At 73.1% G+C, this 20,701-nt stretch carries 18 protein-coding genes; 7 read left to right on the forward strand and 11 right to left on the reverse strand.

Features of this window, described 5'->3' with window-relative positions:
• Nucleotides 1-67: 67 nt before the first annotated feature.
• The 4 genes from rlmB to DEJ22_RS13840 are packed head-to-tail and all read right to left on the reverse strand — an operon-like array spanning nucleotide 68 to nucleotide 4,237.
• A complete protein-coding gene (gene rlmB / locus DEJ22_RS13825) occupies nucleotides 68-1,078 on the reverse strand; it encodes a 23S rRNA (guanosine(2251)-2'-O)-methyltransferase RlmB (protein ID WP_111228273.1) in 1,011 nt (336 codons plus the stop codon).
• 28 nt (nucleotides 1,079-1,106) lie between these two features.
• Nucleotides 1,107-2,516: a cysteine--tRNA ligase gene (gene cysS / locus DEJ22_RS13830; RefSeq protein ID WP_111228272.1), complete on the reverse strand. Its 1,410-nt coding sequence runs from the start codon at nucleotides 2,514-2,516 to the stop codon at nucleotides 1,107-1,109.
• A gap of 17 nt (nucleotides 2,517-2,533) precedes the next feature.
• Nucleotides 2,534-3,703, reverse strand: a complete 1,170-nt coding sequence (ispD, locus tag DEJ22_RS13835) for a 2-C-methyl-D-erythritol 4-phosphate cytidylyltransferase (protein ID WP_111228271.1) — start codon at nucleotides 3,701-3,703, stop codon at nucleotides 2,534-2,536.
• A 51-nt stretch (nucleotides 3,704-3,754) separates the two neighbouring features.
• Entirely contained in the window at nucleotides 3,755-4,237 is a 483-nt protein-coding gene (locus DEJ22_RS13840) for a CarD family transcriptional regulator (RefSeq protein WP_017888066.1), read from the reverse strand.
• 158 nt (nucleotides 4,238-4,395) lie between these two features.
• Here DEJ22_RS13840 and DEJ22_RS13845 point away from each other — a divergent pair, with 158 nt between their 5' ends.
• Entirely contained in the window at nucleotides 4,396-5,031 is a 636-nt protein-coding gene (locus DEJ22_RS13845; protein ID WP_111228270.1) for a hypothetical protein, read from the forward strand.
• Nucleotides 5,032-5,207: 176 nt separating this feature from the next.
• Here DEJ22_RS13845 and DEJ22_RS13850 read toward each other — a convergent pair whose 3' ends face one another.
• Together DEJ22_RS13850 and DEJ22_RS13855 are read right to left on the reverse strand one after the other, a co-directional pair.
• Nucleotides 5,208-5,888: a response regulator gene (locus tag DEJ22_RS13850; RefSeq protein ID WP_111228269.1), complete on the reverse strand. Its 681-nt coding sequence runs from the start codon at nucleotides 5,886-5,888 to the stop codon at nucleotides 5,208-5,210.
• A complete protein-coding gene (locus tag DEJ22_RS13855) occupies nucleotides 5,885-7,051 on the reverse strand; it encodes a sensor histidine kinase (RefSeq protein WP_111228268.1) in 1,167 nt (388 codons plus the stop codon). Before DEJ22_RS13855 ends, DEJ22_RS13850 begins: the two co-directional genes overlap by 4 nt.
• 158 nt (nucleotides 7,052-7,209) lie before the next feature.
• Here DEJ22_RS13855 and phoU point away from each other — a divergent pair, with 158 nt between their 5' ends.
• Nucleotides 7,210-7,881: a phosphate signaling complex protein PhoU gene (gene phoU / locus DEJ22_RS13860; protein WP_111228267.1), complete on the forward strand. Its 672-nt coding sequence runs from the start codon at nucleotides 7,210-7,212 to the stop codon at nucleotides 7,879-7,881.
• Between the two features lie 106 nt (nucleotides 7,882-7,987).
• Nucleotides 7,988-8,536: a P-loop nucleotide/nucleoside kinase family protein gene (locus tag DEJ22_RS13865; RefSeq protein WP_111228266.1), complete on the forward strand. Its 549-nt coding sequence runs from the start codon at nucleotides 7,988-7,990 to the stop codon at nucleotides 8,534-8,536.
• A gap of 228 nt (nucleotides 8,537-8,764) precedes the next feature.
• Here DEJ22_RS13865 and DEJ22_RS13870 read toward each other — a convergent pair whose 3' ends face one another.
• Entirely contained in the window at nucleotides 8,765-9,511 is a 747-nt protein-coding gene (locus DEJ22_RS13870; protein WP_111228265.1) for a phosphoglyceromutase, read from the reverse strand.
• Nucleotides 9,512-9,568: 57 nt separating this feature from the next.
• On the opposite strand from DEJ22_RS13870, the gene DEJ22_RS13875 reads away from it, so the two are divergent.
• Nucleotides 9,569-10,342 carry a class I SAM-dependent methyltransferase gene (locus DEJ22_RS13875; protein ID WP_181430977.1) on the forward strand — a complete coding sequence of 258 codons (774 nt, stop codon included), beginning with the start codon at nucleotides 9,569-9,571 and terminating at the stop codon, nucleotides 10,340-10,342.
• 6 nt (nucleotides 10,343-10,348) lie between these two features.
• On the opposite strand, the gene ygfZ is transcribed toward DEJ22_RS13875, so the two are convergent.
• The 3 genes from ygfZ to DEJ22_RS13890 form a co-directional block, all read right to left on the reverse strand.
• The gene (gene ygfZ, locus DEJ22_RS13880; protein ID WP_111228264.1) at nucleotides 10,349-11,416 is read right to left on the reverse strand and encodes a CAF17-like 4Fe-4S cluster assembly/insertion protein YgfZ; all 1,068 of its coding nucleotides are present in this window, start codon (nucleotides 11,414-11,416) and stop codon (nucleotides 10,349-10,351) included.
• Entirely contained in the window at nucleotides 11,416-12,018 is a 603-nt protein-coding gene (locus DEJ22_RS13885) for a heme-binding beta-barrel domain-containing protein (RefSeq protein WP_111228263.1), read from the reverse strand. Before DEJ22_RS13885 ends, ygfZ begins: the two co-directional genes overlap by 1 nt.
• Before the next feature lie 176 nt (nucleotides 12,019-12,194).
• Nucleotides 12,195-12,476 carry a hypothetical protein gene (locus DEJ22_RS13890; protein WP_146241818.1) on the reverse strand — a complete coding sequence of 94 codons (282 nt, stop codon included), beginning with the start codon at nucleotides 12,474-12,476 and terminating at the stop codon, nucleotides 12,195-12,197.
• Between the two features lie 122 nt (nucleotides 12,477-12,598).
• Between DEJ22_RS13890 and DEJ22_RS13895 the strand changes: the two genes are divergently transcribed.
• From DEJ22_RS13895 to DEJ22_RS13905, 3 genes are read left to right on the forward strand one after another with little or no spacing between them, the layout of a single operon-like run.
• The gene (locus DEJ22_RS13895) at nucleotides 12,599-13,282 is read left to right on the forward strand and encodes a response regulator transcription factor (RefSeq protein WP_111228261.1); all 684 of its coding nucleotides are present in this window, start codon (nucleotides 12,599-12,601) and stop codon (nucleotides 13,280-13,282) included.
• Complete coding sequence (gene mshD / locus DEJ22_RS13900; protein ID WP_258379727.1) at nucleotides 13,282-14,124, forward strand: mycothiol synthase; 843 nt, start codon at nucleotides 13,282-13,284, stop codon at nucleotides 14,122-14,124. Before DEJ22_RS13895 ends, mshD begins: the two co-directional genes overlap by 1 nt.
• A 48-nt stretch (nucleotides 14,125-14,172) precedes the next feature.
• Nucleotides 14,173-16,179: a serine/threonine-protein kinase gene (locus DEJ22_RS13905; protein ID WP_111228260.1), complete on the forward strand. Its 2,007-nt coding sequence runs from the start codon at nucleotides 14,173-14,175 to the stop codon at nucleotides 16,177-16,179.
• Nucleotides 16,180-16,385: 206 nt separating this feature from the next.
• On the opposite strand, the gene DEJ22_RS13910 is transcribed toward DEJ22_RS13905, so the two are convergent.
• A complete protein-coding gene (locus DEJ22_RS13910; protein WP_111228259.1) occupies nucleotides 16,386-20,693 on the reverse strand; it encodes a type VII secretion EssC family protein in 4,308 nt (1,435 codons plus the stop codon).
• Nucleotides 20,694-20,701 lie beyond the last annotated feature (8 nt).

Genomic DNA, 20,701 nt, shown 5'->3' on the forward strand with positions numbered 1-20,701 from the left:
CCGGTGCCGGTCTCACGGACCGGCACCGGGCCTCCAGGTGGTCGAGCGGGCGCGCGCAGCGCCCCCGCTACTCGGCGCGACGGCGCCGGGCGACCTCCCACAGGGTGACGCTCGCGGCGATGCCGGCGTTGAGGGACTCGGTCGCGCTCGAGATCGGGATCGAGACGATCGCGTCGCAGGTCTCGGTCACCAGGCGCGACAGGCCCTTCCCCTCGGAACCGACGACGATCACGATCGGACGGTCGGCGAGCTCGAGGGCGTCGAGCTCGACGTCCCCGTCCCCGTCGAGGCCGAGCACGAACAGCCCCATGGACTTCAGCGACTTGAGGGTCTGCGTCAGGTTCGGTGCCATCGCGACGGGCGTCCGGGCAGCGGCACCGGCGCTCGTCTTCCACGCCGACGCGGTCACACCCACCGAGCGGCGCTGCGGCACGATGACGCCGTGCCCACCGAAGGCCGCGGTCGAGCGGATGATCGCTCCGAGGTTCCGCGGGTCGGTGATGCCGTCGAGTGCCACCATGAGCGGCACCTGGTCGCGGGAGAACGCCCGCTCGGCGATGTCCTCGGCGACGGCGTACTCGTACGCCGGCACCTTGAGCGCGACGCCCTGGTGCACGCTGTCGTGCCCCGTGATGCGGTCGAGCTCCGGCCGCATGATCTCCATGATCGGCACGCCGCGGTGGTTCGCCAGCGCCAGGATCTCCTTGACGCGGTCGTCGACCTCGATGCGTGCGGCGACGTAGAGCGTCGTCGACGGGGTCTTCGTGCGGAGCGCCTCGAGCACCGAGTTGCGCCCGGTCACGAGCTCCGAGTCGTCGGTCTTCCGCTGGGGCGGTCGGCTCGACCGCTGCTGCGGCGAGCTCGAGGCACCGTGGCGACCGCGGGCGGCGTCGAGCCGCTCCTTCGCCGCCTTGCGCTTGCCGGCGGGGTGGTACGGGCGGTCCTCGGCCTTCGGCGTGGGCTTGCGACCCTCGAGCGCCTGCGCGCCCTGACCGCCGGAGCCGACCTGCTTGTTGCCCTTGCGGCCGGAGCGGACGGCGCCGGGCCGACCCTTCTTGCTCCCCGAGACGTTCTTCATTGCTCTCTCCTGTCCGGCACGGCCGTTGTCAGGCGATGCTCCAGCGTGTTCCTGCTGCGGTGTCCTCGATGGTGATCCCCGCGGATGCGAGGTCGTCCCGCACCCGGTCCGCCGTGGCGAAGTCGCGTGCCGCACGGGCGTCGGCGCGCTCCTGCACGAGGCGGTCGACGAGCGCGGCGAGCGGTGCGGCCGAGACGTCCTGCGCACCACCGGACCAGTGGGCCGCTCGCGGGTCGATGCCGAGGACCTCGACCATCGCGGCCACCTGATGGTACGCGGTCCCGAGCGCTTCCGCATCGTCGGCGTCGAGCGCGGCGTTCCCGGCGCGCACCGTCTCGTGCAGCACGGCGAGGGCCTGGGGCACCGCGAGGTCGTCGTCCATCGCCGCCGCGAAGGCCTCGGGCACGGACGGGGCGTCGCGCAGGACGACGCCCTCGAGTCGCCCTCCGGCCCGTGCGAGGAAGCCCTCGATGCGGTCGTACGCCGCCTCGGCCTCGGTCAACGAACCGTCGTGGTGGTCGATCGACGACCGGTAGTGTGCGGCACCGAGGAAGTACCGGACGACCGCCGGACGGGCCGAGCCGAGGAAGTCGGCGGCGAAGATCGAGTTGCCGAGCGACTTCGACATCTTCTGCCCCTCGACCGTGACGAGCCCGTTGTGCAGCCAGTACGACGCGAACGCGTCACCGGCCGCGGTCGACTGCGCGAGCTCGTTCTCGTGGTGCGGGAAGCGCAGGTCGAGTCCGCCGCCGTGGATGTCGAAGGCCGGGCCGAGGTACCGCCGCGACATCGCCGAGCACTCGATGTGCCACCCCGGGCGCCCGGGACCCCACGGGGAGTCCCACGTGGCCGTCGTCGGCTCGCCCGGCTTCGCGCCCTTCCAGAGCGCGAAGTCCCGGGGGTCGCGCTTGCCCCGTGGGTCGGCGTCGGCCGCCTCGACCATGTCCTCGCGGCGCTGCCGGGTCAGGGCGCCGTACGGCTCCCAGCTGCCGGTGTCGAAGTAGACGTCGCCCGAGCCGTCGGCCGCCGCGTAGGCGTGGCCGCGCTCGATCAGCCGCTCGATGATCTCGTGCATCTGCGGCACGCTCGCCGTCGCGCGGGGCTCGTACGTCGGCGCGAGGATGCCGAGCGCGTCGTACGCGGCGGTGAACTCGCGCTCGACGCGGTACGCCCGGGCGAACCACTGCTCGTCGGTGCCCGCCGCGAGGTCGAGCACCTTGTCGTCGATGTCGGTGACGTTCCGCACGAGGGTCACCCGGTACCCGCGGTACGTCAGCCAGCGCCGCCAGATGTCGTAGACCAGGGCGGAGCGCAGGTGCCCGATGTGCGGCGACGACTGCACCGTCGGCCCGCACACGTACATGCTCACCTGTCCGTCGACCAGGGGGACGAGGTCGACGACGGCTGCGGCGCGGGAGTCGTACAGGCGAACGGTCACGCCCCAAGCCTAGGACGTCAGGCCGGTCGGACGACGGCCGTCGCGATCGCGGCGAGCCCCTCACCGCGCCCGGTCATGCCGAGGCCGTCCGTGGTGGTGCCGGACACCGCGACGGGAGCGCCGACGACCGCGCCCAGGGCCGCCTGCATCTCGTCGCGCCGGGCGCCGATGCGCGGGCGGTTCCCGATCACCTGCACCGTGACCGAGGTCGGGACGAGTCCGGCCTGCCGCAGGAGTTCGACGGCCCCGCGGACGAAGACGTCGCCGGCGGCTCCGGCGTACCGCGGGTCGGACGTCCCGAAGCGCCCGCCGATGTCACCGAGGCCGCCCGCGGACAGCAGGGCGTCGCAGACCGCGTGGGCCACGGCGTCACCGTCGCTGTGCCCGGACAGACCGGGCTCGCCCGGGAAGTCGAGCAGGCCCACCCGGCACGGCGACGCCGCGTCGAAGGCGTGCACGTCGACGCCGAGGCCCACGCGCACCACCGGGGTCGGCGCCGCTGATCCGGCACGGGAGGCCACGAGCGCCTCGGCACGCGCGAGGTCCCACCTCGTGGTGATCTTGAACGCGTCCGCGTCGCCCGGCACCGTCCGGACCATGCCGCCCGCGGCGTGGAAGACGCCGGCGTCGTCGGTCTCCGAGCGCTCGGCGACCGCGTACGCCCGCCGCAGGGCGTCCAGCGGGAAGACCTGCGGGGTCTGCACCCCGACGAGCGCGGAGCGGTCCACGGTCTCGACCACGACGTCCCCCTCGACCCGCTTGACCGTGTCGGTGACGGGCAGTGCCGGCACGACGCCGTCGCCGGTCGCCCGCGCACGGGCGAACACCGCGTCGAACTGCGCTGCCGGCGTCAGGCAGCGGGCCGCGTCGTGCACGCCCACCCACTCGACACCGTCCGGGAGCGCGGCGAGGCCCGCCTGCACCGAGGCGTGCCGGTCCGCGCCACCCGCGACGACGACGGTGAGGTTTGCCGCCGGGCCGGCGACCGCGGTCACGAGCGCGCGACACTCGTCCAGCCGGGCGGCGGGTGCGACGACCACGACGGCGGTCGGCTCCGCGAGGGTGAACACCGTCCGGACCGCGCGGGTGAGCATCAGCTCGCCGGCGACCGGGACGAACGCCTTGGCGTCCCCGATGCCGAGCCGGGTGCCGGAACCCGCCGCGACGACGACGACCGCCCTGCTCACCCGATCGGGGAGCAGGGCGGTCGTCGTCGTGTGGTCCAGCTGCGGTTCGCGCTAGGAGGCGAGGACCTCGTCGAGGACGGTCGACGCCTTGTCCTCGTCGGTCTTCTCGGCCAGCGCGAGTTCGGAGATCAGGATCTGCCGGGCCTTGGCCAGCATCCGCTTCTCACCCGCGGAGAGCCCGCGGTCCTGGTCGCGACGCCAGAGGTCGCGGACGACCTCGGACACCTTGATGACGTCGCCCGACGCCAGCTTCTCCAGGTTCGCCTTGTACCGGCGCGACCAGTTGGTGGGTTCCTCGGTGAAGGGTGCCCGCAGGACCTCGAAGACCTTGTCGAGGCCTTCCTTGCCGATGACGTCACGGACGCCGACCAGGTCGACGTTGTCCGCCGGCACCTCGATCGTCAGGTCACCCTGCGTGACACGCAGCTTCAGGTAGACCTTTTCCTCGCCCTTGATGACGCGCGTCTTGACTTCAGAGATGGTTGCCGCCCCGTGGTGGGGGTAGACGACGGTCTCGCCGACCTCGAATTGCATGTATCAGGCTCCGTTCCCAGGACCCCCAGTTTACCACAAGGGCTGTTCGGGTAAGGGGGCCTGGGCACGCCACCACCGCGGTGCTCGCTAGGATGGGGTCGGACCGTCCGGTCCACATCGTGATCTTCCGGAGGAATCTCTTGCGAGCTCGGGTACTCGTGTCCGTCGCCGTTGCGGCATCCATCGCGCTCGGCGCCACCGGCTGCGAGTTCATGTCGCCCGCCCACACCAAGGAGATCAAGCAGATCACCGACGGCGTGAACGTGACGACCGGCTCGGTGGACATCCGGAACGCGCTGCTCATCTCGGACGACGGCGACGCGGCCCGCTTCCTCGGGACCCTCGTGAACACCTCGTCCGACCAGGACGTCACGCTGTCCATCGAGGTCGGCGGCGACACGCAGACCGTCGAGGTGCCGGCCAACAGCCGCCTCGACCTGGCGAACCCCACCGACCCGACCAGCGACGACAGCAGCCAGCAGGGCACGTCGCAGCAGGGCTCCGAGGTCGCCACCGGGCGCGAGGTCCTCTTCGACCAGGCCGACGCCACCCCCGGCTCGCTGGTCAAGGTCTACTTCTCGTACTCCGGCGCCGAGGGCGTCTCGGCCAGCGTCCCGGTGCTGACCAGCGCGCTGGAGGAGTACCAGACGCTCGCGCCGACGCCGACCCCGTCGAGCACCGCGACCTCGCCGTCGGAGAGCGGCTCGCAGCCCACCGGCGACGCGACCGCCCCGGGCACGCAGTCGGGCGACTCGCAGACCGACTCGTCCGAGGGCGACAGCGGCACGAACTGATCCCGCGCGCCGGACCGGCGCGACGGACGGACGCAACGCACCGGAGGCCCGGTGCCGGTTCTCGGAACCGGCACCGGGCCTCCGGTGCGTTGCCGACCAGCATCGCCGGCCAGCGCCACCGGTCGGCGCCGCCGGTCGGCGCCGACGGTCGGCGCCGACGACGACGGCTGGCGGGATCAGCCCTCGATCCGGTAGCCCAGACCGCGCACCGTGACCAAGATCTCCGGTGTGCTCGGGACGCGCTCGATCTTCGACCGGATGCGCTTGATGTGCACGTCGAGCGTCTTGGTGTCGCCGAAGTAGTCGGAGCCCCAGACCCGGTCGATGAGCTGCCCGCGCGTCAGCACGCGGCCGGCGTTGCGGAGGAGCAGCTCGAGCAGCTCGAACTCCTTGAGCGGCATCGGCGTCTCGGAGCCGTCCACCGACACCGTGTGGCGCTCGACGTCCATCCGGATCCCGCCGACCTGCAGGATGCCGCTGTCGCCGGGGTCCTCCTCGGTGCGGCGGCGCAGCACGGCACGCAGCCGGGCCAGGAGCTCCCTGGTCGAGTACGGCTTCGTGACGTAGTCGTCCGCCCCGAGCTCGAGCCCGACGACGATGTCCACCTCGGAGTCCTTCGCGGTGAGCATGATGATCGGCACGTTGGACCGGGTGCGGACCTGCCGGCACACCTCGGTGCCGCTGAGGCCCGGCAGCATGAGGTCGAGCAGGATCAGGTCGGGGTTCTCGGCGTCGAACTTCGACAGCGCGGTCACGCCGTCCGCGGCGACGGAGGTCTCGTACCCCTCGCGCTGCAGGAGGAACTCCAGGGGCTCGCTCAGGGCCGGCTCGTCGTCGACGATGAGGATCTTGGTCACGATGGCTGCTCTTCCAGTTGCTCTTCGAGTGCGGTGGTGAGTTCGGGATCCGCCTCCGGGAGACGGATCGTGAAGGTCGAGCCCTTGCCGGGCTGGGACCAGACGCGCACGTCGCCGCCGTGGTTGCCGACGACGTGCTTGACGATCGCGAGCCCGAGGCCGGTGCCGCCGGTCGCACGCGAGCGTGCGGGGTCGACGCGGTAGAACCGCTCGAACACGCGGTCGAGATCGGCCTCGGGGATGCCGACGCCCTGGTCGGTCACCGCGATCTCGACGAAGCCCTTGGTGGACCGGACGCCGACGCCGACGCGGGTGTGGTCCGGGGAGTACTTGACGGCGTTCGCGATGAGGTTCGACACCGCGACCTGCAGCAGCCCCGGGTCGCCCATGACCCGCAGCTTGGACCGCTTCGCCCGGACGATCTCGATCTCGCGGGCGCGGGCGACGACCTCGTTCGCGTCGACGGCCGCCTGCACGATCTTGTCGACCGAGGTCTCCTCGCTGTTCTCGAGGGTGTCGACCGACTGCAGCCGGGACAGCTCGATGATGTCCTTCGTCAGGGCGCCGAGCCGTTCGGACTCGGTGATGAGCTGCGTCGCGAACCGCTTCACGTGCTCGGGGTCGTCCGCCGCGAGCACGAGGGTCTCGGCGAGCAGGCCGATCGCCCCGATGGGGGTCTTCAGCTCGTGCGAGATGTTCGCCACGAAGTCGCGCCGGACCTCGTCGATGCGTCGGCTCTCGGTGAGGTCGTCGGCCGTGACGAGCACGTACCGGTTGCCGAGCTGTGCCGCGCGGAAGCTCAGGTAGCCCACCAGCTCGCCGCTGCGTCCCCGGGGCAGTTCGAGGTCGTCCGATGCCATCTCGCCGCTCTTCCGCACCCGGTCGACCAGCTCGACGAGCTCGTCGTGCACGAGCTTCCGGCGCACGACCAGTCCGACGGTGAGCGCCTGCGGCGAGGCGGCGACGACCGTGTTCGACGGGTCGACCACCACGGCCGGGTTGTGCATCGTCGCGATGACCGCGGCGACACCGTCGGGCAGCGTCCGTTCCGCGACGTCGGCCGCCCGGGCCGTGCGCTCCGCCGTGATGACCAGCACCACGACCCCCGCGCCGAAGACCCCGCCGAGGAGCATCGACAGTGGCACGAGCCACGCGTTGTCCATGCCGCCAGTGTAGGGATCGTCACGCGGGGTTCCGACGCCGTTCACCCCACCGAGGCGGGTTTCCGGGTCCGGATCGCGAGGTGTTCAGCCCCAGGTCACCGTTCGTTCACCTGGGCTGACGACACTCGTCCGGTACGCATCAGAGAGGCACATCCCCCATGCGCGAAGTCTTCCAGCAGGAGCTCCAGGACGTCCAGGAGCGTCTGACCGAGATCGCCGGGCTCGTCGAGTCCGCGATCACCCGTGCGACCCAGGCGTTCAGCGAGTCCGACGTCGCCCTCGCCGAGGAGGTGATCGCCGACGACGCCAAGATCGACGCCGCCGCGAACAGCCTCGACGAGATCGCGATCGACATCCTCGCCCGCCAGGCGCCGGTCGCCCGTGACCTCCGCGTCGTCGTGACCGCCCTGCGCGTCAGCTCCTCGCTCGAGCGCATGGGCGACATGGCCGAGCACATCGCCCAGCTCGCCCGGCAGCGCTTCCCCGAGAAGGTCGTGCCGAAGGGCCTGCGCGGCACGTTCAAGCAGATGGGCGCGCACGACGTGCAGATGGCCCAGAAGCTCACGCGCCTGCTCGCCTCCGAGGACATCGCCCTGGCCGCCGAGATCCGCGACGAGGACGACGCCGTCGACGAGCTCCACGCGAGCGTGTTCGACTTCGTGCTCGGTGAGACCTGGAAGGGCAACCCGATCGACACCGTCGACGCGACCCTGGCTTCCCGCTACCACGAGCGCTTCGCCGACCACGCGGTGTCGATCGCCAAGAAGGTCGAGTACCTGGCGACGGGTGACTGGGCCGGTGCGTCCTCGGTGACGACCTCCCCCGCCTGACCTCCGCGGGACGCGACCTGGGCGGTTGCTCGCAGCGCTGTACCGCTGCGGGCAACCGCCCTCGTCACGTTTTGCGAAGGGGTGCCGGGGACGGGAGGATCGTGGCATGGCTCAGGTCGCGATCGTCGTCAACGGGATGCCCGGTTCGGGCAAGAGCACGGTGGGCGCCGCCCTGGCCGAGGTGCTCGGCTGCCCCTTCCTGTCGAAGGACCGCATCAAGGAACCGCTGGCCGACGTGGTCGGCCCGATGATCGGCTCGCGCGAGCTCGGTGGCATCGCGATGGACACGATGTGGTCGATGGCGCGGGCCGTCGAGAACGGGGTCGTCCTCGACGCCGTCTGGCTGCCGTCCCGTGACCGCGACCGCCTGGAGGCCGGACTCACCTCCGCCGGGTCGCCCCGCGCCGTCGAGGTGTTCTGCCAGGTCGACCGGGTCACCGCCGCGGACCGGCTGCGCGACCGGTACGAGCCCGGTACGCTGCCCGTCCGGCACGAGGTGCACGGGGACCTGGCGGACGTGCTGGCGTTCTGGGACGAGCACGGGGACGCTGCAGCACCGGTCGGGCTGCCCGGCGTCCCCGTCGTGCGGGTCGACACCGCACGGCCCTACGACGTCGGGGCGCTCGTGCAGGAGATCGCCGACCACTTCGTCTGAGCTCGTCCGGAGCCGGGGCGCCGGGGCGCGAGAGCGCGAGTGGTCTGCGAAAGCGACAGTCCTCGCGGATCGGACGCCGGACGACTGTCGCTTTCGCAGAGTGGTCGTGGGGCGCGGCGGCGTGGACCGCGGCCCCCGCTGCCCCCTGCCCGGAGCCCGCGGTCCGGACACCCCCGGCACACGAACGCCCCGCCGGTGACCGGCGGGGCGTTCGTCGTCGTGCTGGTGCTACTTCTTGGCGCCCTGGGCGGCCACGGCCGCGGCACCGGCGGCGGCGGCCTCGGGGTCGAGGTAGTACGAGGGCTTCGTCGGACGGAAGTCGTCGTCGAGCTCGTACACGAGCGGGATGCCCGTCGGGATGTTCAGGCCCGCGATGTCGTCGTCCGAGATGCCGTCGAGGTGCTTCACGAGCGCGCGGAGCGAGTTGCCGTGCGCCGTGACGAGGACGGTCTTGCCAGCGCCCAGGTCCTTCGTGATGTCCGACTCCCAGTACGGCAGGAGGCGGTCGATGACGAGCTTCAGCGACTCGGTACGGGGCAGCTGGTCGCCGAGGTCGGCGTAGCGGCGGTCCCCGGCCTGCGACCACTCGGCGTCGTCGGCGATGGGGGGCGGCGGCACGTCGAACGAGCGACGCCACTCCATGAACTGCTGCTCGCCGTACTGCTCGAGCGTCTGGGCCTTGTCCTTGCCCTGCAGGTCGCCGTAGTGGCGCTCGTTGAGGCGCCAGTCGCGCTTGACCGGCAGCCAGGCCAGGTCGGCCTCGAGCAGGGCGATGTCGGCGGTCTGGATCGCGCGGGTCAGGAGCGACGTGTAGAGGACGTCCGGCACGATGCCCGACTCGGCGATGAGCTCGCCGGCGCGCTTCGCCTCCTTCTCGCCCAGCTCGCTGAGCCGGACGTCGACCCAACCGGTGAACAGGTTCTTCTGGTTCCAGTCACTGTTGCCGTGACGGAGCAGGACGAGCGTGGAGGTCATGCGGCCGAGTCTACCGAGCGCCGCGCCACCGTTCCGGGTACCCGTACCCTGGGAGCCATGCCCATCGGGAACGTCACGCGCGGGACCACCGGGTACAACCGGCTCCGCCGCGTCGACCGGTGGATCGCCGCGCTCCCCGCCCTCCGCCGCACCGACGACCCGCTCGTCGCCGACGTCGGGTACGGCGCCCGGCCGACGACGACCCTGGAGCTCCGCGACCGTCTGGCCCGGGTCCGTCCCGACGTCGAGGTCACCGGCATCGAGATCGAGCCGTCGCGCGTGGCGCTGGCGAACGCGGGCACCCGCGACGGTGTGACCTTCCGCCTCGGCGGGTTCGAGACGCCGACCCCGGGCGGCCGGCGGCCCGTCGTCATCCGCGCGTTCAACGTCCTGCGGCAGTACGACGAGTCGGCCGTGGTCGACTCGTGGCGGATCATGCAGGACCGCCTGCAGCCGGGCGGGGCACTCGTGGAGGGCACCTGCAACGAGGTCGGCCGCGTGGCGTCCTGGGTGACCCTCGACGACCACGAGCCGCACACGTTCACGGTCTCCCTGCGCGTCGCCGACCTCGAGCTGCCGAGCATCGTGGCGGAACGGCTGCCGAAGGCGTTGATCCACCGGAACGTCCCCGGGGAACGGGTGCACGCGTTCCTGCTCGACCTCGACCGCGCGTGGGCGGTCGCCGCACCCCTCGGCACGTACGGTCCTCGTCAGCGGTGGATCGCGACGGTGCAGGGCATGCGCGACCGGGGGTGGCCGGTGCTGCACGGGGTGACGCGCTGGCGCCTCGGCGAGCTCAGCGTCCCCTGGTCGGCCGTCGCCCCCGCGTGAGCACGGCTACGAGCGGCGGACCGCCCCGAGCCGCGGCAGCCGCGGGACGTTCGCCGTGGCTCCGGCCTCCGGCGGGACGATCGTCTCCTGCGCGGCGGTGACCACGACGTGGTCGACGCTCAGGGTCAGGGTCGCAGCGGGGTCGAGCGACCGCTTCACGACCGCGAGCCCGATCGGCCCGAGCTCGTGGTGGAGCGCCGACGCGGTGAGACGCCCGACGTCCTTGCCGTCCAGCTCGACCGGGGTGCCGGGCGCGGGCAGCACGCCGTCCGACCCGTCCAGGTGGAGCATCACGACGCGGCGGGGCGGGTGGCCGAGGTTGTGCACCTTGGCGACGGTCTCCTGCCCGCGGTAGCAGCCCTTCGACAGGTGCACGGCGGAGCGGAGCCAGTCGAGCTCGTGCGGGATGGTGCGCTCGTCGACGTCGGACAGCGCGGGGCGCCATGCGGCGATCCGCAGCGCCTCGAACGCGAGCAGCCCCGCGACCGGCGTGTCCGACGCGGCGATCGCGGCAGCGGTGTCCGGGGTGACCACGTCGATGCGGAGGGTCCAGTCGGAGGCGGGGTGGGCCTCCAGGGCGGCGTAGCCCCACCCGCCGGGCGTCACCGACGACCACGGGTCGACCCACTCGGCGGCCGCGTCGTCGGGCGCTGCCGGACCGTCGAACCGGCCGAGCGTGACGAGGTCGGCCGAGCGATCGGCGACCTCGACCCGGAGCATGAAGCGCATCGAGTCGAGCCAGGCCGCGAGCGGAACCGCGTCGACGGCCTCGGTGAGGAGCCACGTGACGTCGCCGTCGTCGACCACGCGTGCGGCGTGCTCGACGCGGCCGGACTGGTCGAGGACCAGCGTCTCGGTGCTGACGCCGGGCTCGAGCCCGGTGAGCAGCTGCGACGTGATCGAGTTGAGCCAGGACAGGCGGTCGGGCCCGCTGACCGTGACGACACCGAGGCCGAGCTCGACGACCGCGCGGCCGGAGGCGAGCGCCCGCTGCTCACCGACGGGGTTGCCGAAGTGGGCGGCGGGACCGGCCTCGGTCGCGACGAACCCGTCGCGGCCGGCGAAGACGGACATCAGTCGACCTTCGCGAGCTGCCCCGAGGCGTGCGAGGTGAGCTGCTGCCCGAGCGCGGCGATGTCCCACGCCCAGAACAGCTTGCCCTCGACCAGGCCGTACAGGCGGGTCGCCGCCGAGTAGTCCTTGGCGTTCGGCGAGCGCATCACCGCGTCGGTGGCGAGGTCGATGCGACCCTTCTTGACGCGGCCCACGTAGAGCTCGTTGACGCCCGTCGGGTGGATGATCGCGGCCTCGACGTCGAAGCCGTCGGTGTTGTTGCGGAGCGTCTCGACGCTCTCCACCGTGCTGAACGGGGTCGGTCCGTCTCCCAGGAGCATCGCCGGACCGCGGTCGCCGGGCTCGTTCGGCCGGTCGATGCGCCAGTAGCCCATCTCGGCGGCGAGGGGGGTGCGCTCGTCGTCGAGCAGCCACGTCGTCGAGGAGTAGTTGAGGTAGGGCAGTCCGTCGTGGCTGAAGCTCACGCGCTGGCCGAACTCGTACTTCCGGGGCTCGTCCTCGTCGCCCACAGGGTACTCGACCACGCCCGTGCCCTCCCAGACACCGACGAGCCAGGACAGCGGGACGAGCTCGGGCGCCAGGCCCTCCGGCAGTTCGATCAACGCTGACCCTTGAACAGCTTCACGACGACGACGACCGAGATGAACGCGATCGCGAGCGACGCCAGGCCGAGGAGGCCCACGTAGAACAGCTCGAGCGCAAGCAGCGAATCCATGCGGCGAGTCTACGCGGCACGCCTGACGGCGCCAGGGCCGGAGGCCGCGGGTCGCTGCCGTGCTCAGCGCGCGAGCAGCACCACGGCCGTGACGAGCACGACCACGAACGCCCCGGAGGACGCGATGCTGATGCGCTCGACCAGCCCGTCCTTCGTCGCGGTGATGAGCTGCAGCACGAAGCTCACGAGCACGCAGAGCACGAACACCAGCAGGAGCCACGCGAACGAGTCCTTCTGCGTGAGCACGAGCACGAGGACGGCCCCGACGACGGCGAGCGCCCAGACCGGCAGGACGGAGGTCAGCCGCAGTCGGCGCTGGTCGAGGGGCGGGACGGGCTCGGTCACGCCGTCCATCATGACAGGGCCGCGCGACCGCCGTCGGCGTCCCGACCGACCGGCCGGTCGGCGGGAGCGTGAGCGGGCATCACTAGGATGGCTCCACGACGTCCCCTCGTTCTGGAGGTCCTGTGGCCCAGCTCCTGGTACTCACCTCAGCCGCGCCCGGCGACGTCCTGCCGAGTCTCGGTCTGCTGAGCCACCGGATCCGCCACGTCCCCGCCGAGGCCGCGCAGCTGGTCAACGCGCCGCAGAGCGACCTGATGTTCGTCGACGCCCGCCTCGACCTGGTGAGCGCCAAGGCCCTGTGCAAGATCCTCGCGACCAGTGGGTCGACGACGCCGGTCATCCTGGTCGTCACCGAGGGCGGCCTCACCGCGGTGAACAGCGAGTGGAACGTCGACGACGTCGTGCTCGAGAGCGCGGGCCCGGCCGAGGTCGACGCCCGCATCCGCCTGACGACCGGCCGCGCCGCGAAGAACCCGACGGGCTCGAAGATCCAGGCGTCCGGCGTCGTCATCGACGAGGCGAGCTACTCGGCGAAGGTGCGGGGCCGGCCGCTCGACCTCACCTTCAAGGAGTTCGAACTCCTGCGCTTCTTCGCCTCGCACCCCTCGCGCGTGTTCACCCGCGAGCAGCTCCTCAGCGAGGTCTGGGGCTACGACTACTTCGGCGGCACCCGCACGGTCGACGTGCACGTGCGGCGCCTCCGCGCCAAGCTCGGCGACCTCGAGTCGCTCATCGGCACGGTCCGCAACGTCGGCTACCGCTTCAACGTGCACGACGACGAGGCCGACCGCCTGGCGGGCCAGTAGTGCTCGCCGTCGTCGAGATGCTCGCCGCCGCGTCCGTCGCGGCCGGAGAGGCACCGCCGTTCTCCGACCAGACGCTGGTCGACGTCCGCGCGGGGCGGGCGACCGTGCTCGGCGACGAGCGCGGTGTCGCCGTGGTGCGCGAGGGTGAGCTCGAGCTCGTCGTCGCCCGGGAGGCCCGTGGGCAGGGCATCGGGTCGGCCCTCGTCGAGCAGGCGCTCGCCCCGGGCGGCGGGGCCGCCGATGCGGGAGCAGCGCGGCCCCGGCTCGCCTGGGCGCACGGCGACCACCCCGCTGCCCGCGCACTGGCGGACCGGCACGGCTGGACTGCCGTCCGCACCCTCCTGCAGCTCCGGGTACCCGTCGCCGGTGCAGCCGAGGACCCCCGCGTGCCGGCCGGGATGTCGCTGTCGACGTTCCGCGCCGGCGAAACCGACGACGAGGACGCCTGGCTCGCCCTGAACGCCGCCGCCTTCGCCCACCACCCGGAACAGGGGCGGATGACCCTCGACGACCTCCGGGCCCGCGAGGCCGAGCCCTGGTTCGACGGCGACGACCTCCTGCTCCTCCGGGACGCCGAGGGCGCGCTCGCGGGCTCGTGCTGGCTCAAGGTCGAGGACGGCGTCGGCGAGTTCTACGCGGTCGCCGTGCGCCCGGACCTGCAGGGGCAGGGGCTCGGCGGCGTGCTCATGCGCGCGGGGTCGGCGCGGCTCGCCGGTCGCGGTCTCGACACGGCGGCGCTCTACGTCGAGGGCGACAACGAGCCGGCGCTCGCGCTCTACCGGCGCTCGGGCTTCACCCAGCACGCCATCGACGTGCAGTACGCCGCAGGTCCCGGCCGGTAACATGACGCGAGGTCGACGAGGGGTCGGCCAGGGGCACTCGGGGGCAACGTGACGGACCAGGGTCGGGCGCAGTACGGCCGCGGCGAACCGCTCGGTGCGTCGTACCGGCTCGTCGACCTGCTCGGCACGGGTGCCACTGGCGAGGTCTGGCGTGCTGAGCACACCGCGACCGGCGAGCACGTCGCCGCGAAGCTCCTCCGCGCCGAGCTCGCGGCGGACCCCGCGATCGTCGAACGGTTCGTCCGTGAGCGCACGGTGCTCCTCGGCCTGCAGCACCCCTCGATCGTCCGGGTCCGCGACCTGGTCGTCGAGGGCGACCGGCTCGCGATCGTCATGGACCTGGTCGGCGGTGGCTCCGCGCGCGACCTGCTCGCCGGCTCCGGAACGCTGCCGCCGCGCGATGCCCTGACGATCACCGCCGAGACGCTCGACGCCCTGGCCGCCGCCCACGCGCAGGACGTCACCCACCGCGACGTGAAGCCCGACAACGTGCTGCTCGCGGCGCCGTGGACCCCCGCGGCGACCGGTGAGGTGCGGGTGTCGGACTTCGGCATCGCATCGGTGATGGCCGACCGGCAGCGCACCACGACCGGGCTGCTCGGCACGCCGCAGTACATGGCGCCCGAGTCGATCAGCCAGGGGCGCTCCGGCCCCGCGGCCGACGTGTACGGCGCCGGGGTGATGCTCTACGAGCTGCTCGCCGGGCGCACCCCCTTCGCCGGACCCGGGACCGACTTCGCCGTCGCCTACCGGCACGTGACGTCGGACCCGCCGCGCCTGGACGTCCCGGAGTCGCTGTGGTCGGCGCTCGCGACGATGCTCGCGAAGGACCCGTCGGCTCGCCCGGCCGCCGCCGACGCCGCCGCGGCCCTCCGCCGCCTCGCGCGGCAGGTCGCCGACGCCCCGGCCCTGAGCCCGTCGTCCGACCCGGACTCGTTCACCGAGGTCGAGCGCCCCGCGACGGTCGTCCGCGGAGTCCGGCAGGAGACCGCCGAACCGGACAGCACACCCGTCGTCGACGTCGGTCCGGCGCCCGAGCTCGGCCCCGCAGGGTCGCAGACCGTCATCCGTCCGCTCGCCCGCCAGCCGCTGCCGACCGCCCGCGAACCGGAGACGCCGCCGCGCAGCCGCTGGCAGCGCCCCGAGTGGCTCGCGAACCGCATGCTCGGACTCGGCGCGCTCGGCGTCGTCCTCGTGGCCGCGCTCGTCGTCGGCGGCGTGGTGTGGCTGCCGGACGCGCTCGGCGGACGCGGGGCCCCGAGCGCTGCCCGGACCGCCCAGGCCGCGAGCGCGTACCAGCAGGACCGTCCGCTCCCGACGGGGTTGTCGACCACGCGCAAGGCGACCGTCGACCCGGACGGCGGGACCGTCGAGCTGTCGATCACCTACGCGGCGCAGTCCGCGACGCTCCGCGGGCCGTTGCTCGAGGTGGTCCCCGGGCTCGGCGAGCGTGACGACTGCCCCGCGGTGACGTGGACCGGTGACGAGGTGACCGGGGCGCGGAACCAGCCCTCGCTGACCGGTGTCGACGTCCGGTGCGGGTGGACGCTCTCGGACGTCGTGGTGCCCGCGGGCGAGGACCTGACCGTCCAGGCGACCGTGCGCCTCGGCGACCTCCCCGACCAGGCCGGGCTGCAGGAGTGGCTCGACGCCGCGGGCACCGCGACCACGACGGCCGTCACCGACCCGTCCGTGACCGGGACCTCGTACCCGGTCCAGCGACTGCAGGGCGTCGAGGTCCGCACCCCCGACCGCACCGTCAGCCAGACCACGCTCCCCGTGACGCTCGTGCCGGTGTGGCCGAGCGGGGCCGACGAGCTGAATCCGCTCTACCGCAGCCCCTCGACCGGCAGGCCGTCGGAGATGCTCACCGACGTCGCCGGAGGTGAGTCCGGGGTCCGCTTCGCCGACGGCTGCTCGGGAGCCTTGGCGGTCTCGTCGGACGGACTCGTGGTGACCGCCCTGTCCGTCGCACCGTCGTGCACGGTCCGGGCGACGGTGGGGAACTTCACGAACCTCGAGAGCTCACCGTTCGGCATCACCACGCGCGACTGAACCCGCGGCTTCTCGGAGCCACGGTCTCGCCCGTGCTCCGTCGTCGACGTCCGTCCCTCGTCCCCCCTCGTGGAGCAGGAACCGTCGGGTCGCGGCGCGCGAGGCGACGCCTCCTGCTCCGTCGGAGGCGCATGCGGGCCGCGGACCCACCGGACGGGAGGCGCGTGGCGGCGGGGTGCTGCGCCTCCCGTCCGGTGGGTCCTGGTTCAGGCGCTGGGCGCTGCCGTCTGCACGAGCCGGACCGACCCGCCCGATGCGGCGTAGCCGCGACCGACCGTCAGCGCGACGGGCGCGCGGCGGGGCAGGGTCACCCCGACCAGCTCGCCGTCGTAGTCGACGTCCGGCTGGAGCAGCACCCCGCACCGTGACTTCCGTACGGCACGCGTCCAGTGACTGTAGAGCGAGCGGAGGTCGGCGGACCGGCCGGCGGCGACCACGCACAGCCCCGGTCGCTCCGACGACAGCAGCGCGGCGATCGACTGGTCGGCGTCGTCGAAGCGCTCGGCGTCGTCGACGAGCAGCAGGACGGGCCCGCGCTCCAGGCGGAGCCCGGCGAGCAACGCGGGGACCTCCTCGGCGCCGACGGCGACGCGGTCGAACGCAGCGTCGGCGAGCGGGGACCGCCGGTCGCAGATCGCCCAGACCGACGGTCGGACGCCCTCGGCGGAGCGCGCCAGGTCCGCCATGGCGAGGAGCACCGTCGACTTGCCGGAGCGGGCAGGGCCGGCGACGAGCACGTGCTCACCGTCGAAGACCTCGAGCGCAGCGGTGCCCAGGTCGTCCTCCGCGATGCCGACCGGCAGGCGCCACGGCTCGGTGTCGAAGCGGGCCGGAGCACCGAGGTCCTGCACCCGGACCGCATCGGGCAGGCGGCCCACGGCGCTCGTCTTCGGAGCGGCGTCCGGCCACGCGGCGGCGACCTCGCCGACCGCCTCGGCGAGCGGCACCGACGGCGTCGCGACGTGGCTCTGCAGCTTCGTCATCGAGTCGATGTACCGTCCCGGCACGGGCGGCGGAACGTCCTTGGGACGCACACCGATCGACGCGTAGTCGTACGGGTCGGCCAGGCGGAACATCCACTTCTGCGTCGTGACTTCGTCCATCGCCGACGGCACGGCCTTCGCGCGGGTCGTGGAGACGGCGAACGAGATGCCGAGCGCGGGCCCCTCCGCGTACACGCGGTACAGGGCGTCGAGCAGCTGCTGGCCCTCGAAGTCCTGGTACTCGTCCCGGAGCGCAGCGAGGCCGTCGATCAGCACGACGGCCCGACGTCCGCCGGGGCTCGCGCGCCGACGCTCGAGGTCCGCACGCAGGTGTCGGAGGAACCGCGCCTGCAGTTCCCCCGCGCCGGCGCCCGAGCCGACGTACGCCGTGGTGTGCGGCAGCTGCGCGAGTGGCGCCAGGTCCCCCGGACCCATGTCGAGGACGAGGAGGTCGAGGTCGTCGGGGCTCGTCGTCCCCGCCAGGCGGAGGGCGAGCGCGGACAGGGCGGTGCTCGTGCCGCTGCCCGGGATGCCCATGAGCACGAGGTTGCCCTCGTCGAGGTCCCAGCCGCCGGCGACCTGGCGCTGGTGGTCCGGGTCGTCGGCGAGCGCGACGGGCACGAAGCGGCGGCCCCCGTCGCCGCTCGGCTCGGGGACGTCCGCGAGGTCGACGCGGTCCCCCAACGCCTCGGGCCAGATCGGACGGGGAGCGGCGTACCCGGCGGCGGCGTTCGCGGCGCGGATCGCCTCGATGAGCACGTCGAGGTCGGTGTCGTCCGACGCGCTCGGCCCGGGTGCCGGTGCCGGTGCCGGGACGCCGAACACGTCCGTCGGACGGACCGAGACCGACTGCTCGACCCGTTCGTCGCGCGCACGACCGGTGACCAGCGCGGTCTGCACCGGGGTGATGTCGTCCTGCCCGAGCTTCACGTAGGCGCGGCCGGTCTGCTGTCGGCCGATGCCGGCGGCGGCGGGGACGCCGATGACGTTCGTCGAGTCCTCGCGGCTCTGCACGCGGAGCGCCACCCGGAGGTTCGTGTTCGCCAGGATGTCCTCGCTCACGACGCCGGCTGGGCGCTGCGTCGCGAGCACCATGTGCACCCCGAGGGTGCGGCCCACCGCGGCGATCGCGACGAGCGAGGTCAGGACGTCCGGGAACTCCTTCGCGAGCATCGCGAACTCGTCGACGACGAAGAGCAGGCGCGGCATCGGCTCGGTCGGCCGCGTCGCGAGGTAGGCGTCGAGGTTGTCGATGTCGGCGCCGGCGGTCGCGAAGACCCGCTGGCGACGCTCGAGCTCGGCCTCGAGCGCACGGATCGCCCGGTCGGCGAGCTGCTCGTCGAGGTTGCTGATCGTGCCGATCGTGTGCGGCAGCCGTTCACAGGCGGCGAACGCGGCTCCGCCCTTGAAGTCGACGAGCAGGAAGTTGAGCCGGGTCGGGTCGTTCCGAGCCGCGAGGCCGGCGACGAACGAACGGAGGAACTCGCTCTTGCCGGACCCCGTGGTCCCGCCGACCAGGCCGTGGGGGCCGTCGCGGACCAGGTCGATCTCGAGGACGCCGGACTCCGAGGAACCGACCGGCGTCGATGTCCCGGTGCTGCTCTGCCACAGGGCGCGGATGCCGTCGGCGGTGGTGGTGTCGACCGGAGCGGTGCTGCCGTGCGCTGCGGCGCTCCGAGCGGTGCCGCCGTGGGCCGCGGCGCTCCGCGTGAGCAGGTCAGGCAGGCGGACGAGCGACGGCAGCGAAGCGCCGGGGACCGTGAGCTCCGGGTCGTCGAAGTGCGCGACGGCGCGGGCGGCCCGCTCCGCGGTGTCCGCGGTGAGGCCGGCGAGCACGACGTCCTCGACCCGCGTGCGGTCCTCCGGGCGGTAGACCGTCGCGGCCGCGTCCACCCCGACGGTGACGATGGACGTGCAGGCGGCGGGCAGCTGCTGCTCGTTCGTGGCGATGACGATGCCGCTCACCCGCTGGCGCCGCTCCCCCGGGCGCAGCGAGACCCCGGGGGCCGTCCGGCCCTGGCCGAGCAGGCTCCGCGCCGGGGCGTCGCGCCCCTCGGTGAGCACGTCGGAGTCCACGACGACGAGCAGGTTCGGCGTGGGGAGCTCGTCGAGCGACTCCTGCAGCCCGCGCAGGACCGCGGCGCTCTGGTCGCGCTGCGCCGACATCCACCGGGCACCCGTGCTGCTGCCCGCCACCCGCGTGTGCGGCAGCCAGGAGGCCCAGGACCAGTCGTCCTGCCGGCCCGCGTCGCAGAACACCCCGACCGTCAGGTCGGCCGGCCCGCAGTGCACGGTCGCCTGCGCCAGCAGGCTGCGGGCCAGCGCGAGCGCACCGTCGCGGTCACCGACGATGCCGACGACACCGGCGTCGGACAGGTCGGCGACCACCGGTGCGGCGGTCAGGCGACTGTCCGCGATCGCTGCCTTCGCCTCGTCCTCGAGCTTCGACGACGCCGCGCGCTGGTCGACCTCGGGTCGCCAGGGCGCGTCGCCGGTGCCGGCGTGCAGGCTGAGGAAGTCCTCGTCGGCCGAGCGGCGCTGCCACAGGTCGGTGGTCGGCAGGAGCGCACGGCGCACGACCGTCGCGGGGTCGGGTACGAGGTCCTGTCGGCGGGCCGCCTCGATGGCCGCGGCAGCCGCGATCTCGCCGCGGAAGCCCTCGACCGCCTCGGAGAAGCGCGTCTCCTCCTCCTTGAGGTTCTTCGCGCGGCGGTGCTTCTGTTCGAACCACATGCCGATCGCGGTCACGGGGCTGAGCAGCGCGAACAGGGCGAAGCGGGCGTCGCCGAGCAGGAGCACCATCGCTCCGGCGAGCACGAGCGGTGCCGCGACCGTGATCCAGCTGAACTTCGACGCCGGGGCGACGTCCTTGCGCGTCGGCGGGGACACCGGCTCGGTGTCGGTGATCCGACCCGGACGGGGCGGGCGGTTGAAGGGTGCGGTGGCGGCCGGGGTGAGGTTCGGGAGCGTCCCCGCCGCCGGGACCGTCGTCTCCGGGATCTCCGGCCGGAGCAGCAGGACCGCGCCCCCGACGATGACGCTCGTGGTGCCGGTGAGCAGGACGCCCTCGTCGTCGATGCGCTCCCCCGCGATCACGGTGCCGTTCGTCGACCCCGAGTCACGCACCCGGACTCCGTCGTCCTCGCGTTCGACGGTGCAGTGCTCCCACGACGCGCTCTCGGTGGGGAGCACGACGTCGGCCTGCGGAGCCCGCCCGACGACGAGCCGGCGACTGCGCGGCACCGGCACGACGAGCCCTGCCTCGAGGCCGCCCGCGAGGGTCACGCTCCAGCCGTCCACCGTGCGCGGCGGTTCCTCGGTGGTGCGTGCCACCCGAGAACCCTCGAGGAGCACCAGGTCGCGCAGCGGGGTGTCCGAGCTCGTGCGGTGCCCGTCGACCGCCAGCGGCGTCCCGGGGTCGAGCGGGGTGCCGAGCGACACCGCGACGAGGTCCCCCAGCGTGGAGGACTCCGCCCACCCGTCGGCCTCGATCGTCTCCCGGCGGTCGTCGAGCTCGATCAGCAGGCGCATGGGCGGTT

It is taken from the genome of Curtobacterium sp. MCSS17_007, from assembly GCF_003234175.2.
GTDB lineage: Bacteria > Actinomycetota > Actinomycetes > Actinomycetales > Microbacteriaceae > Curtobacterium.